The organism is Priestia sp. ST2, assembly GCF_055810735.1.
Window position 1 is genome coordinate 495590 of the sequence record NZ_JBVVNT010000002.1, and the last position, 13495, is coordinate 509084.

16 protein-coding genes are annotated in these 13495 nt (G+C 37.2%); 4 read left to right on the forward strand and 12 right to left on the reverse strand.

Annotated features, from left to right (window positions below):
- Positions 1-158: 158 nt before the first annotated feature.
- Positions 159-1166: a LysM peptidoglycan-binding and 3D domain-containing protein gene (locus tag AC0KUU_RS08960; protein WP_080781696.1), complete on the forward strand. Its 1008-nt coding sequence runs from the start codon at positions 159-161 to the stop codon at positions 1164-1166.
- A 20-nt stretch (positions 1167-1186) separates the two neighbouring features.
- On the opposite strand, the gene AC0KUU_RS08965 is transcribed toward AC0KUU_RS08960, so the two are convergent.
- The 4 genes from AC0KUU_RS08965 to AC0KUU_RS08980 form a co-directional block, all read right to left on the reverse strand.
- Entirely contained in the window at positions 1187-1663 is a 477-nt protein-coding gene (locus AC0KUU_RS08965) for a GNAT family N-acetyltransferase (RefSeq protein WP_043982383.1), read from the reverse strand.
- A gap of 2 nt (positions 1664-1665) precedes the next feature.
- On the reverse strand, positions 1666-1872 hold the full coding sequence (locus AC0KUU_RS08970) for a zinc ribbon domain-containing protein (protein ID WP_043982381.1): 207 nt from the start codon (positions 1870-1872) through the stop codon (positions 1666-1668).
- A gap of 177 nt (positions 1873-2049) precedes the next feature.
- On the reverse strand, positions 2050-2871 hold the full coding sequence (locus AC0KUU_RS08975) for an MBL fold metallo-hydrolase (protein ID WP_043982379.1): 822 nt from the start codon (positions 2869-2871) through the stop codon (positions 2050-2052).
- A 291-nt stretch (positions 2872-3162) separates the two neighbouring features.
- Entirely contained in the window at positions 3163-3372 is a 210-nt protein-coding gene (locus AC0KUU_RS08980; protein WP_013056977.1) for a cold-shock protein, read from the reverse strand.
- A 144-nt stretch (positions 3373-3516) separates the two neighbouring features.
- Between AC0KUU_RS08980 and AC0KUU_RS08985 the strand changes: the two genes are divergently transcribed.
- On the forward strand, positions 3517-3966 hold the full coding sequence (locus AC0KUU_RS08985; RefSeq protein WP_013083086.1) for a MarR family winged helix-turn-helix transcriptional regulator: 450 nt from the start codon (positions 3517-3519) through the stop codon (positions 3964-3966).
- A gap of 61 nt (positions 3967-4027) precedes the next feature.
- Here AC0KUU_RS08985 and AC0KUU_RS08990 read toward each other — a convergent pair whose 3' ends face one another.
- Together AC0KUU_RS08990 and AC0KUU_RS08995 are read right to left on the reverse strand one after the other, a co-directional pair.
- A complete protein-coding gene (locus tag AC0KUU_RS08990; RefSeq protein WP_013056975.1) occupies positions 4028-4447 on the reverse strand; it encodes an organic hydroperoxide resistance protein in 420 nt (139 codons plus the stop codon).
- A gap of 156 nt (positions 4448-4603) precedes the next feature.
- Positions 4604-5812: a DNA polymerase IV gene (locus AC0KUU_RS08995; protein ID WP_043982377.1), complete on the reverse strand. Its 1209-nt coding sequence runs from the start codon at positions 5810-5812 to the stop codon at positions 4604-4606.
- A 164-nt stretch (positions 5813-5976) separates the two neighbouring features.
- Between AC0KUU_RS08995 and AC0KUU_RS09000 the strand changes: the two genes are divergently transcribed.
- Entirely contained in the window at positions 5977-6555 is a 579-nt protein-coding gene (locus AC0KUU_RS09000) for a DedA family protein (protein WP_013056973.1), read from the forward strand.
- Between the two features lie 47 nt (positions 6556-6602).
- On the opposite strand, the gene AC0KUU_RS09005 is transcribed toward AC0KUU_RS09000, so the two are convergent.
- The 4 genes from AC0KUU_RS09005 to AC0KUU_RS09020 are packed head-to-tail and all read right to left on the reverse strand — an operon-like array spanning position 6603 to position 10364.
- A complete protein-coding gene (locus AC0KUU_RS09005; protein ID WP_013056972.1) occupies positions 6603-7082 on the reverse strand; it encodes an RNA polymerase sigma factor in 480 nt (159 codons plus the stop codon).
- A gap of 16 nt (positions 7083-7098) precedes the next feature.
- Positions 7099-9108 carry a DUF6449 domain-containing protein gene (locus AC0KUU_RS09010; RefSeq protein WP_043982374.1) on the reverse strand — a complete coding sequence of 670 codons (2010 nt, stop codon included), beginning with the start codon at positions 9106-9108 and terminating at the stop codon, positions 7099-7101.
- Positions 9083-9982: an ABC transporter ATP-binding protein gene (locus tag AC0KUU_RS09015; RefSeq protein WP_025752330.1), complete on the reverse strand. Its 900-nt coding sequence runs from the start codon at positions 9980-9982 to the stop codon at positions 9083-9085. Before AC0KUU_RS09015 ends, AC0KUU_RS09010 begins: the two co-directional genes overlap by 26 nt.
- Positions 9975-10364: a GntR family transcriptional regulator gene (locus tag AC0KUU_RS09020; protein ID WP_013083081.1), complete on the reverse strand. Its 390-nt coding sequence runs from the start codon at positions 10362-10364 to the stop codon at positions 9975-9977. The genes AC0KUU_RS09015 and AC0KUU_RS09020 overlap by 8 nt, the downstream gene beginning before the upstream one ends.
- A 345-nt stretch (positions 10365-10709) precedes the next feature.
- Between AC0KUU_RS09020 and AC0KUU_RS09025 the strand changes: the two genes are divergently transcribed.
- Positions 10710-11582 (forward strand): selenium metabolism-associated LysR family transcriptional regulator, encoded by an 873-nt coding sequence (locus AC0KUU_RS09025; RefSeq protein WP_013083080.1) that lies wholly within the window; start codon positions 10710-10712, stop codon positions 11580-11582.
- 69 nt (positions 11583-11651) lie between these two features.
- Here the strand turns inward: AC0KUU_RS09025 and AC0KUU_RS09030 are convergent, their stop codons facing one another.
- Positions 11652-12851 carry an MFS transporter gene (locus tag AC0KUU_RS09030; RefSeq protein WP_322552043.1) on the reverse strand — a complete coding sequence of 400 codons (1200 nt, stop codon included), beginning with the start codon at positions 12849-12851 and terminating at the stop codon, positions 11652-11654.
- Between the two features lie 224 nt (positions 12852-13075).
- Positions 13076-13453, reverse strand: coding sequence for a PH domain-containing protein (locus AC0KUU_RS09035; protein ID WP_014460184.1), 378 nt, complete (start codon positions 13451-13453; stop codon positions 13076-13078).
- Positions 13454-13495: the final 42 nt, after the last annotated feature.

Consider the following 13495-nt stretch of genomic DNA (forward strand, 5'->3'; position numbering starts at 1 on the left):
ACTTTTTTCATCATAATTGTAAAAAAACTGCGTTTTTTCTATCACTTTAGACGTATTGTTACAAACTTGTAATATAAAACCTACCATTTTGTCATGAGTTTGTTACATATTGTTGATAGAATAAGAGACAACTATTGGAAATAAAGGAGAAATATTAGATGAAAAAACACATTTTTACATTAGGGGCTACAGCTTTAGTATCAATTGGAATTGCAGACGCAGCATCAGCTGACACAGACACGCATAAAGTAAAAGCTGGAGAAACGTTATTCAGCATCTCACAGCAGCATAATGTAACAGTTGAAGACTTAAAAAAGTGGAATGGTCTTTCTTCGACATTAATTTATGCAAACCAAACATTACAAATTGGATCTACATCTACTGACTCTTCATCTAGTTCAACTCCAACTACGACATCTTCAAACCATACATATACAGTAAAATCAGGCGACACGCTTTATCGTATCGCTAAAAACAACGGTACTTCTGTACAGCAGCTAAAAGAGTGGAATAACTTATCTAGTCATTTAATTTATGTGAATCAAGTATTAAAAATAAGCGGAACAGGAACTGTTTCATCATCACCTTCAGCACCTGTACAAGAAAAAACAAACGAAACGCAAGCATCCCCGGCTCCTAGCAACAGTAAAAGTTACAAAGTTCAGCCTGGAGATACAATGTGGAGCGTAGCACAGCGACACGGCATTTCAATTTCTCAATTAAAACAGTGGAATAACTTATCGTCTAATACGATTTACATTAATCAAGTGTTACAAGTAGGCGGACAAGCTGCAGCTCAAGCAAAACCATCAACGCCAGCGACTACTGCTCCTTCAACACCGGCACCTGCTCCAGTGCAAGAAAGCAAGTCGGTTTCGAAAGAGATTACGGTTGAAGCAACAGCTTATACCGCTTACTGTGCAGGCTGCAGCGGAATCACTGCTACAGGCATCGACCTAAGGTCAAATCCTAATCGAAAAGTAATTGCAGTTGATCCTCGCGTGATTCCATTAGGTTCTCGCGTATACGTAGAAGGTTACGGAGAAGCAATTGCTGGAGATACTGGCGGTGCCATTAAAGGTACTCGCGTTGATTTATTTATGGCATCTCAAAGCTCAGCTTTAAATTGGGGACGCAAAACGGTAAAACTTCAAATTTTAGATTAATCACTAAAAGCAGAAGCGTGTTAGTCGCTTCTGCTTTTTAATTTTTTTTCAAACATAATCATATCGATAGCTTGCAAGCCATTCTCGTAAATCGGTGGAACGTACTGCAAAAAGAAATTCTTTTTGACACCTCTTTGATAAAAGCCTGCCTTTTTATAAAATGCTATGTTTTCAAGGCTGGAGTCCGCTGTTCCTACAATCATTTTAGAATATTGGTTACGTTCATACAGTACTTCTAACTTTTTAATGACTTTGCTGCCGATTCCTTTTCCTCTGTATGCTTCTTTTAAACCGATATTCTTTACTTCTACTGCCCGTTCCTCTTCATCGATGAGGCACTGCACAACTCCTATCTCCTTCTTTTCATAGACAATGGTAAATAAGGAACCTTCATTTATATACGACTTCACCACTTTTTCGTCTTCATCCCCTATTAATAGCAGGTTCAAATAGGAAGCGCGTCTGTCTTTATCAATTTCAATAAGGTCGATACTCATCTTTATCCTCCAAAAAATAAGTCAATAATATTGCTGCCTCTTGAAGATGATTTATTATATAGCTCTGAATATCCGCAGTTCGTGCAATATACCACTGTAAAGTGATTGTGCTGAACGTCTAAGTATTTAGACAGTCCCGTTCCCGTTGTAGCAATTTCTTTTGTTTTTGCTTCTGTATGTCCGCATTTTACACAACCGTTTTTCCCCATTGTCATACTCCTTTATACATAAAATAATTTCTTATTTATATAAACGTTTAGAAAAGGAAAAAGTTTCATTTAATTGATAAATAAAGGAACTAAGGAAAACCACATTTTCCATTACCTAGAAATAGAAAATGTGGTTTCTTACTTTTAGTATTAACGGTATGACTATACAGTTGGTTTCTATGATAGGAGTTCTCTTTTCATAATTTCAACGTTTTTTTGATGACATTGTGCGGTGAAATCAGAGGGAAACGCCAGTTTATCATTTAGCTTATCGAGCGCTTCTTTACTGTTTTCTTTCACTGCCGCTTGCAGTTCATCTAAATAAGAGCTGGCCATCTCCACTCGTCTTTGAATTTCAGCTCGGTGATGTGTCGTTTTCCCGTGCCCGGGAACTAGCGTTAGATTTTGGTGCTTTGCTAAAATGTGTCGCGCAATAGCAAGCGTGTCGCGGTAATCATTTACACTTTCATATATGTACGGATATTCAAAATCTGATAAATAATCCCCTGCAATCCATATCGAATCATCAACAATCATAAATAGGCCATCGGTTGTATGACCTTTTGCAAAATAACAGGTAATGGATGTTTCACCTAAAGTAATATGCTGTTCATTTTCGGTTACAACAATATCTAATTCTGGGAATATAATATCATGGGATCTTTTTATATAATAGTCATGATCAAACTGCTTAATCATTTGAACTTTTTCTTCTTTGTCCGGGTGTTGTTCTAAAAATTTGCTGCCGATAAAGGTGGCATTTAATTCTAAGAAAGCCCCATACCCAATGACGTGATCAAAATCTCCGTGAGTAAAAAACACATACAGTTTGCGGTGGTTTAAGATCCCTTGAACATGCTGTTTAATTTCATTAATTTCGTGAGGAAGCCACGTTGGATCAACAATAATGACACAGTCTTTTGTTTCAATGACTGCAGATGTTGTTTGAAATAGCGCGCTTTCAAAAACCGTCATTTGCTCCGTTTTATATTGAATCATGAGAACAGCTCCTTATTTTTTCTATCACCTTTATTATAGCGGAAATAGAAAGATAAGGGTGCGTATGACGGTTTATAAAACAAAACTATGCAAGATGTGATAAAATGCGGAACCAGCCAAACAATGAAATCCAAATAGGAATACTAAATAAGGTTCCCCAAAATAAACCTTTCAAAAAGTTCCCTTGATTCATTCTGATATTCCTCACCTTCATCGTATGTTGGTTTTTAGTCTAGCGCAGCTTAATGAAATTTTAGTGAAAAATAAAAAAAGAAGCAGTTGCTTCTTTTTTTATTTATTATAAAATTGATGATCGTACTTAATTTTCGGTAGCTCGCGTACTTCCTGCGACATTTCCGTTCCGCACATCGGACAGTTATAATCAACCGTAACAAAATCTTCTCTCATCCACCCATTACATGATTCAGATTGACACGCGTATACAGTCGTATCCATCATTTGATCTACTTCTTCTTCTACGGCTTTTTTTGCAAAATACATGTGCACAGCTCCCTTTTTTTCTTAGTATATGTAAAATTCCCATTTTTTATTTACAGCTTGATTACTTTTTCATCCGGCGTTATTGGACACCACTATTTAATTGTGTATAATTAAATAAAAAGCAATAGACTGGAGGCAACATGAATGGAACAACTTTATAAGCAGCTGCAGCTAGAAAACCAGCTTTGTTTCTCAATTTACGCCACGTCTCGAGAAATTACAAAGGTGTACAAGCCGCTGCTCGATAAATTAGGAGTAACCTATCCGCAGTATTTAGCCCTTCTTGTTTTATGGGAACATGAAACACTCAGCGTAAAAAAAATGGGCGAACTTCTGTATTTGGATTCAGGCACCCTTACTCCTATGCTAAAAAGAATGCAGGATCAAGAATTAGTGATTCGTCAGCGTTCTCATGAAGATGAACGCGTTGTTTTTATTAGTTTAACCGAAAAAGGAAAAAAATTACGTGATAAAGCTTGTCATATTCCAGAAGAAGTTTTTAGTATGACGAATAAGTCGCAAGGAGAATTAGAAAAGCTGAAAGAAACGCTGCAGGAGTTATTGCAATCACTGCATACGTACAATCAAAAATAGACCATATAAAATTGCACATAAAAAAGCGCCTGGATTTAAGAAAAATCCAGGCGCTTTTTATTTACTCAGCCGTTGTATTTAACGTTACGTTAACATTCCCACGCGTTGCTTTAGAATACGGGCAGAATTGATGTGCATCTTCTACTAGCTTCTCAGCTACTTCTTGTGAAACGCCTTTAATATGAGCGTTTAACACCACTCCAATTTTAAAGCCATCGTCAGTGTGGTCTTTTAGTAGACTTACCTCTGCAGTAATAGAAGAATCAATGTCTTTTTTTTGTTTCTTAGCGATTAAATTTAAAGCACCGTCAAAACAAGCAGAATATCCTGCTGCAAACAGCTGCTCGGGATTTGTTCCTTCTTCTTTGTTATTTGGAGAAGGATTTACAAGGGTTAAATCAATAATACCATCATCTGATTTAACTCGACCATCTCGGCCTCCTACCGCTGTTGCTTTAGATGTAAATAGTACGTCTGACATAAGATCACCTCATAGATTATTTTATGTAATTTCATTGCAGACAATCAAAAAAGTCGCAATCAAATTCATTTTGTAATCACTTTGATTACCGTGATAGTAATGTACTTCCCCTTCTATAATGAGTGTAAACCTATTATTTTATACAAAAAAAGAGAGTTACCTCTCTTTTTTTCCTCTTTGTTTTTTTAAACCGCTTTGAATAATGTTATCTCCATATTTTTCACGCAAACTTTCGACCGCTTTGTATAAAGGCTCTTTTTTTGCTTGCTCTCCATATGTAAACAAATCTAACTGTTCTTCTTCCTGAAGATGGTGGCTCACTTGAAGAGCAGCTACTCCTAATAAACGAATCGGTTCTCCGTTCCAATGTCTTTGAAATAATACTGCACTGTAATGAAAAAGATCGTTCGGCTCGCTAATTGCTTTTGAAATAGTTTGGCTTCGAGTAATGGTTTTAAAATCACTGTATCGTATCGTTAACTGAATCGTTTTGCTTACAACTTTTTTCGCTTTCATACGAGAGCTTACAGAATGCGATAGTTTATTTAAAATAGGGAGAACTTCATGTTCATCTACTGCATTTTGAGATAGCGTCGTAGAGTTTCCAATAGATTTAAACTGTGATTGGCGATCAGGGTTCACCTGTCGATCATCTTGGCCCCATGCTCGTTCTTTCATAACTTCTCCTTTTATTCCGAGAGTTTGTTTAAGAAGACCGGGAGTGGCTTTTGCTAGATCACCGATGGTTACGATCTTAATCGCATTTAGCTTCTCAGCTGTTTTTTTACCGATTCCGTGCATTTCCTCTACGGCTTTTGGCCAAAGAACTGTTTGAACATCTCTTTTTCGAAGGACGGTAATCCCTAAAGGTTTTTGCATATCACTTGCCGTTTTGGCCAAAAATTTATTCGGCGCGATTCCAATTGACACAGGAATTTGCAGCGTCTGTATTAAATGCTGCTGAATTGACTTTGCTATGTCAAGAGGAGAGCCTAATTCAGCACAGTTTGTAATATCCAAATAGCCTTCATCAATGGAAGCAGGCTCTAAAAGAGGTGAAATGGTTACTAAATAATCAAACATGTTTTTGGACACTTGGCGATATAATGGAAAATTAGGTTTTATCACAACCAGCTCAGGGCATTTTCTTTTCGCTTCCCAAAGAGGCATTGGCGCATATACTCCGCGTTTACGAGCAATATAGTTACAGGTTACAACAATTCCTCTTCGTTCCTTTGGATTGCCAGCAATAGCAAGAGGCTTATCTTTGAGCGTATGATCATGTGCGGTTTCAACAGATGCATAAAAAGCATTGGCATCAATATGAAGAATAACTTTGCCGTTTTTAGGGTACATCATTTTCATACTATCACCTCTTTCTGTATAATTAATCCTCGAAAGAAGAACGTACATTCTTATTTATTATAACTCTTTTTTTCTAAGTTGTGCGTACCTATACTTTATTTTTATTTTGAGCGAACACTGTGTGTCACTCTCTCGTATTCTAATGAAGAAAGGAGGAAGAAAACGTGATTGATCAGCTTATCGGAGCCATTAACCAATTAGGCTACGGATATTTCTTTTTTATCATTTTAGTCGGAGCCAACCTTACTCCTATTCCTGACCCGGTATATATTATGCTTGCGGGCAGTCAGGCTACATCTCCGTCCGTTCAGTATATTCCAGCTTTTATACTTACCTACAGCGGCATGATGATTAGCTTATATCTTAAGTTTTTGATAGCTAGTCTTTTTTCAGCTCAGGCGCTTGCGCTATTAAAACGCCCGCGATGGGAAAAAAATGTGATGAAAGTCGAGCGAACGATTCAAGAATATGGATCTCACGCCATCATTGCAAGCTACTTTTTACCAGGAATGCGACATGTGATGCCTTTTTTTCTCGGAGCAAGCGGAATGAAGCATCGGCATTATATTAAAGTCTCATTTTCTTTCGGTTTTATTTGGACGCTCGCTTTATTTATTTTCGGTTCCTTTTTTAATACAACCTCTTCTTATACGGACGTGATTGAGATCACTTTAGCTTTTTGTGCGATCAGTTTGATTATCTATGCCGTCCAAAGAAGAAAAATACGAAAAAAACAGCAGTAGTTTGTGTGAGAAGTTCTTTTTCACAAACTGCTGCTGTTTCATTTATATTAAATGACTTCATTATATCCCTTTACAAAGTATTTGCGCGCGCGGTAAAGAGCTGATTTTAACGTAGTCATCTGCATATTTAATAACTCCGCAATTTCTTCATATTTAAATCCAAATCCATATTTTAATAGAAGCAAATTGCGATACTTAGGATTCAATTTATTTAAAATCGCCTGACATTCAGCCGCTTCTTCATTTCTAAGCACCTGCTGAATAGGCGTATACATAACAGGCTCTTCTTTGTAAGAAGACGTATAGCGGTCTTTCACTATTTTACGCCTTCCTAAATCACACCGTTTATTTAATGCGACGCGAAACATCCAAGCTTTTATTTTTTCAGGATCGACCATTTCTTGTTTTTCTAAATATTTTAATGCTACTTCTTGCGTAATATCTTCGGCGTCTTGTCTATTCACGCCATTTTTCAACAAATAAGCCAGCACCTGATTTAAATAATCTTGCAATTCCTCGCCGCACATAATAAGTTCTCCCTTGCTATTTTAGTTTTTCTTTTAGTTCGTTTGGCAGCTCATTTTCATTCAACATGTAAACCTGAGGAGTATCTACTTGATCTTTGTAATAAAAAGCAACAAGATAATCTCCTGTGTCTCGTAAATTAGCACGTTGAAGAAGTGTTTCTACCTGCTGATTGTTTTTTACTTTAATTGATTTCTCATCCTTCGTTAGAGATGTAAAATCTTCTTGAAGACGATAATCATTTTTAAGATGAGAAGAATTTTTAAAGACTTCGGTTTTTTCTACGTCCTTTGGCATAAGGCGAGCACGTTCATATAAATGCTCTTTCTTCAGCCATACTTCTACTTCGCTATATGACTTCTCCCAAGATGCTTCTTGAACATACTGTCCTTTTCCATCCATGAAATTGATTGACGCCCAGCTTTCTTTTGTGCTGTACATTTCATCAAACGTTTCGTTCATCATCGACTGTTTGACTACGTGTATAAGCTCTTGCACTTTTTCTGGATTTGTAATATTAATGGAATTTGACTTTCCTGGAACAGAAAAACTTACGCTTTTAATTTTATCTGTGTTTTGTGTTCGTAAAAGCGGATGGAAATTTTCTTTATACTCTTTTGTTTCCGCAATTTCTTTATAAAAAGCTTTATAGTCTGAAAATGGAATAAAGTACTCTCGAACTATTTGTTTTCCATTTTTTAATTTGTAAGCAAATACCGCGATTTTTCCATTGCTTCCCTCTATTTCACTTTGTTTTTCAGGATCCAGCTTCTTATCTTTAGATGCTGTAATTTGTTTTTGCAGCTGACGAACGCTCTTGATCGTTTCTTTACTTGTATAGTAATATGGCGCTTCGTAATAGCCATTCATTCCCTTTGCATAGTTTTCAGGTTTATCAGTCAATCGATACATGTCTTCATCGAAATACACACTTTCAATCTCTGAAACTGCCGGCACTTTAGTAGAATAGCCAAACACGTCTAAATGAATGATAAAGCCTACAATAGTTGCAGCTATAATAAAACCTAGATACCCTTTCCATTTCGTAAAGATACGCCACGTTTTATTTAAAATAATTTGAGCACCTATATAGCCTATTAATGAACCAATAATATAGCCCACGACCATCCATGAAAATCCACCTTTCATGCTGCCGAAGTAAAATCCGCCCAGCATCAGTGAACAAGCGGTTACTCCGTATACGAATACAGGTTTTAACCAGCCAACTGAAATGGTTAGCGTAGCAGCTTCTACTCTTCTTTTTTGATAGGTGATTAAAGCAACGATGTAAAATAAGACAATGAGTCCAATATAAACAAATACACTAGTAGAAAAGCTTTTATGAGCTGCCAATTTCGCTACGTGTAAAAACGGGATAAGGCTGTCAACATTTTTGTTCACGTAATAGTCATACGCATAGCCATACCAGTAAAACTTTACATTCGATATAGCTAAATAAGAAATTCCGCCTGGGAGAAGGAATAGAACGTATAAAAAGATTCCTTGCAGAACAGACATCCCGGTAAACATTCCGGCTAAAACAGTTCCAGTTAGCACGAATAAGTTAATCAGAATACTGTACCCGACCCAGCTTAGAACGTCGCCTGTTGTATAAACATTCTCAACCGTTAAAACCCCTTTAACGGCAAAAGTCACGATTCCCGTAATTAAAATCGGAACAACTAAAACCAACGCGCCCAGAAGCATGTTTTGATGAAACAACGTAGAACGTTTAATTGGTAAACTATGAATATAGTCAGCCGCAATCTTCGTTTGTATATATCGAAATAGGAAAATACCAAGTAACACTGGTACAACGAACATAAGCACGAATTCTAGCCCGCCAAATACGTCAAATAACGTGTCTGGTTTCTCTATATAAGGCTCAACCTTTCCTGTAAAAGTGAAAATCAGTTGTAAAGGCAAAGCGAACAGTAGTACTAGCAAGTATACAAGCCCAATCCACCCCACGTTTCTCATGGATTGAATCCACATTCCTCGGTTAAACGATGATGTTTTCGATTGCATAACCCACATCCCCCATTTCATAAATAAAGATTTCTTCCAGCGTAAGTGGCAAGATGTCAAAAATTAAAGGCTTATACGATCGAACTTTGTTGACTAAGTGATTTTCTTTTCCTCGAACAATACAAAGCAAGACGCTTCCTCGTTTTTCTTGATATAAAATGTCCAGCGTGTCATAAAGCGCTAGCGGCACATCTCCTTCAAATGCAACTTGAATTTTGTGCACGTCTGATTTTAAATCATCCAGCTCTTTTTCAATTAATAATTGACCGTGATGCAAGATGCCTACATGATCACAAAGATCTTCCACTTCTCGTAAGTTATGTGATGAAATTAAAATCGTCATTTCCCGTTCTGCCACGTCTTGGACAAGAAGGTTTTTAATTTTTTGACGCATTACCGCATCTAACCCATCGAGCGGCTCATCTAAGATAAGTACATCAGGCATAGCAGACATCGCTAACCAAAAACCTACTTGACGCTGCATTCCCTTGGACATTCTGTGTACCTTTTTATGTAATTGAATTGGGAAAGCTTCTTTTAATTTTTGAAACCGCTCTTCGTTCCAAGTCGGATAGACGCTTCTATAAAAAGACGCTAATTGCTTAATCGTTGTTTGAGGGAAAAAATAAAGAGAATCTGGCATAAAAATAAGACGTTCTTTTAAGCCAACGTTTTCAAATACTTCCTCGCCGTCTATTGCGATTTTCCCGTGATCTTGCTTGTAAATACCTGCAATGATTTTTAATAGCGTTGTTTTCCCTGCCCCGTTCGAGCCAAGCAGTCCGTAAATAGATCCTTTTTTTATAGAAAGCGTGACGTCTCTTAGAGCTTCCATTTCTTCAAACTCTTTTTTTATCGCCTTCAGTTCAATCACTATCGCTTCCTCCTTTTACTGCTTTTTCAGCCTGTGAAATAAGTGATAGAATTTCATCTTTATCCATCCCTAAATACATAGCTTCTGCCAACAGTTTTACTAATTCTTCTTTCATCTTTTTCACCTTCTCGTTATTTAGTGTATCAACTTGAGGCGTTACAAAACTTCCTTTGCCTGGAACTGAATAAATATAATTCTGATGTTCTAGTTCACGATACGCTTTTTGAATTGTATTTGGATTAATCGTTAATTCTTTTGCTAACAGCCGAACAGATGGAAGCTTTTGATCGGCCTTAAAAACTTCATGAATAATAAGCTCTTTCAATTTATCTACTAATTGCTCGTATATCGGCTTGCGACTACGAATATCTAAATCGAACATAGTCTGCCTCCCTTCATCTACCCAAAATCATGATGTGTGTACTAGGTGTATTAACTGTATTACTCATCGTATTACAGTTAATATTATAGTATGTTTTTTGGAAAAAACAAGTACTTTTTTTACTTTTGTTACAAAATGATGACAAAAAAATTGTTTAATAGCTTTATAGGGGAAATGCAAATAACTGTAAATAAATTGCGTGTGTTGCCTTCGTTATAAGCCAAAATACTCCTTTAAGTCAGCACCTCGTTTTGTTTGTCTTAACCAAGTACCTCTAGTTATTACAATAGTAATGTTTTATAATGTTTATAATTAATTTTTTTAATATAAAAGGAGCCATACTCTATGTACTATGATGCGTTAAAGACGTTTGTTTCTGTTGTAGAAGAGCAAAGCTTTACAAAAGCTGCGGAAAAGTTAATGATTTCACAGCCAAGCGTAAGCGTACACATCAAAAATCTTGAAAAAGAATTTCAAACTTCCCTGTTCCTGCGTTCACCTAAAATGTTAAAAATCACACCCAGCGGCGAAATTTTATACGATCGTGCTAAACAAATGATTCAGATATATGAGCATACGAAACGAGATATTTATGAACATCATCACCGTGTCAAAGGAATGCTAACGATTGGCGCCAGTTTCACGATTGGTGAATATATTCTCCCTTCATTTTTAGCAAAGCTTCGTGAACAATATCCTGATATTGATGTAGAAGTGACTATCGGTAATACAAAGGAAATCGCTCAGCTTGTTCGTCATTTCAAAGTAGACGTAGGGCTTATTGAAGGACACACGGAAGAATCCGACTTACATATTCAGTCATTTATGGACGATGAGCTTGCCATCGTTGCGTCAGTGGATCACCCTTTAGCTCAGCTTAAAAAAGTAGAAATTGATGATTTACAAAATCAGCGGTGGGTGGCGCGTGAAAAAGGCTCTGGAACAAGAGAATATTTAGATCACGTTCTAATGTCCAACGGTTTAAAAATGAAAAGCATGCTAACGATCAGCAGCAATCAAGGAATTAAAGAAGCCATCGTTCACGATTTAGGAATGTCTGTGCTGTCGCTTTGCGCTATTAAAGAAGATGTTGAACAAAAACACCTATCGATTCTGAACGTTAACACCGCTCCTTTTAAGCGCCGTTTCTCTTATATCTATCCTGCTAACAGCGCTCATAAAAAAGTAGCGGAGCTTTTTATTCAGCTTTTAAACTAAAAAAAGACTTTCCACACTGAGTGGAAAGTCTTTTTTAGTAAATAGCCATACATGTCTTTACATTCTTTTTTAGTGAACATGCGTCTGCTGAGCCGGCATTTTGGACAAACGAACAGCTAGGAGAAAAGCTGTTGTAAGAAACACACCAATTAAAGCAATAACACCTTTCCAGCCGTACGCACTCCAGCATAAGCCAGCCACCGTCCCTCCAACGCTTGATCCTGCATAGTAAAAAAACAAATACAAAGACGAAGCCTGAGCTTTGTCATGGGTGGCTCTTCTTCCCACCCAGCTGCTTGCGATGGAGTGACTTCCGAAAAAGCCAAAAGTCAGCAGAAAAAGCCCGGTAATTTTTATCCATAAAACCGGATGCAGCGTAACAATCGAACCTATAAGCGTAACAGCAATCGTACATAACAGCACTTTTTTCCGGCCATATAGATCCGCCAGCGTCCCCATCCAGACCGAGCTGAATACTCCCACAAAAAAAATAACAAAAATAAAACTTACAAGCGTATGATTCCAAGAATACGGAGGAGCGGATAAAGCGTATCCAATATAATTGTATAATGCTACGTTACTTCCAAGCAGCGCAAAACCAATAGCAAAAAGACAAAGCATCCCTTTATCTTGAAGATGACTGCGAAGAGAGCCAGTAAGCTGACGAAGTTCAAAGGATCGTGAAGTGAAGTTTTGTGAATCTGGCAAGTTCATAAAAAAAACAAAGGTGGCTAATAAACTGATTACGCTTACAACATCAAGAGCTACGGACCAGTTGAAATATTCCGTGAGAACCCCTGTCATAAGCCTTCCCGCTACGCCTCCAAAGGCGTTTCCGCTTATATAAATCCCCATCGCTTTTCCTAAACTCCCTGGTTCAATTTCTTCTCCTAAGTAAGCCATGGCCACAGAAGGCAGCCCTGCTAAAACGATTCCTTGAATGACGCGAAATACTAACAGCGTTTCAAAGGTAGAGCTAAATGCTGTCATGATGCATAGCAATGACGCAAAAATTAACGATAGACCCATCAGTTTCTTTCGTCCCCACACTTCTGATAAAGAACCTAAAAAAAGCATGCTAACAGCTAGCGTGATGGTTGTTAATGAAAGAGACAAGCTGGCAAACGCCGGAGATATCCCGAATTCTCTAGAAAATTCGGGTAAAATGGCTTGTGTACAATATAAAATCGAAAATGTGTTGAAGCCAGCTGCAAAAAGCGCAACATTTGTTTTGCGAAAAGCTGATGTTCCAATTACGGTATAATTCACAGTTGGTCACTTCCTTTTTTCTCTAAAAAAAGCATATCACGGTTTTTTTATTCTGTATAATTCATTATGTAAATCGTTTTCATGCATTTCAGTAATGAGTGAAGTGAAAATAGGAATGGACAACAGCCTTAGTATTTTCAACCGACTGTATGCAAGACTGTTATGCTTTCTCGTTTTACACACACATAAAAAAAGTCGAGCCAGTTTTTCATGGCTCAACTTTTTTAATCCAGTACATAAGATGCTAATACTTTTTGCACGTCGTAAATGCTTTTATCTTTACGAAATTCTTTTGAGATCGGTGCACTAGAACCCGATACCCAAATATTTAATTCCGCATCTAAATCAAATGTTCCAGCCGTTTCTACGCTAAAATGGGTAATCGTCTTATAAGGAATGGAATGATAATCTGTTTTCTTTCCCGTTACTCCTTGCTTATCAACAATAATTAAGCGTTTCGTCGTAAACACCATTAAATCGCGAATGACTTTATATGCTTGTTCCACTCGCTCGTTGGCAATTAAGATATTTTGTAAGTCTTTTTCAGTTCCTCTTATATCTGCTTCTGATGCATTTCCTAATAGTCCATCTAATATACCCATGCTGATCACTCCTTTATATCTACACTACCGCATTTTGTTCTG

Excerpts from the sequence above, each read along its gene's own strand:
- AC0KUU_RS08960 (WP_080781696.1), top strand. The coding sequence starts at position 159 with ATGAAAAAACACATTTTTACATTAGGGGCTACAGCTTTAGTATCAATT.
- AC0KUU_RS08965 (WP_043982383.1), bottom strand. The coding sequence starts at position 1,663 with ATGAGTATCGACCTTATTGAAATTGATAAAGACAGACGCGCTTCCTAT.
- AC0KUU_RS08970 (WP_043982381.1), bottom strand. The coding sequence starts at position 1,872 with ATGGGGAAAAACGGTTGTGTAAAATGCGGACATACAGAAGCAAAAACA.
- AC0KUU_RS08975 (WP_043982379.1), bottom strand. The coding sequence starts at position 2,871 with ATGATTCAATATAAAACGGAGCAAATGACGGTTTTTGAAAGCGCGCTA.
- AC0KUU_RS08980 (WP_013056977.1), bottom strand. The coding sequence starts at position 3,372 with ATGTATTTTGCAAAAAAAGCCGTAGAAGAAGAAGTAGATCAAATGATG.
- AC0KUU_RS08985 (WP_013083086.1), top strand. The coding sequence starts at position 3,517 with ATGGAACAACTTTATAAGCAGCTGCAGCTAGAAAACCAGCTTTGTTTC.
- AC0KUU_RS08990 (WP_013056975.1), bottom strand. The coding sequence starts at position 4,447 with ATGTCAGACGTACTATTTACATCTAAAGCAACAGCGGTAGGAGGCCGA.
- AC0KUU_RS08995 (WP_043982377.1), bottom strand. The coding sequence starts at position 5,812 with ATGAAAATGATGTACCCTAAAAACGGCAAAGTTATTCTTCATATTGAT.
- AC0KUU_RS09005 (WP_013056972.1), bottom strand. The coding sequence starts at position 7,082 with ATGTGCGGCGAGGAATTGCAAGATTATTTAAATCAGGTGCTGGCTTAT.
- AC0KUU_RS09010 (WP_043982374.1), bottom strand. The coding sequence starts at position 9,108 with ATGCAATCGAAAACATCATCGTTTAACCGAGGAATGTGGATTCAATCC.
- AC0KUU_RS09020 (WP_013083081.1), bottom strand. The coding sequence starts at position 10,364 with ATGTTCGATTTAGATATTCGTAGTCGCAAGCCGATATACGAGCAATTA.
- AC0KUU_RS09025 (WP_013083080.1), top strand. The coding sequence starts at position 10,710 with ATGTACTATGATGCGTTAAAGACGTTTGTTTCTGTTGTAGAAGAGCAA.
- AC0KUU_RS09035 (WP_014460184.1), bottom strand. The coding sequence starts at position 13,453 with ATGGGTATATTAGATGGACTATTAGGAAATGCATCAGAAGCAGATATA.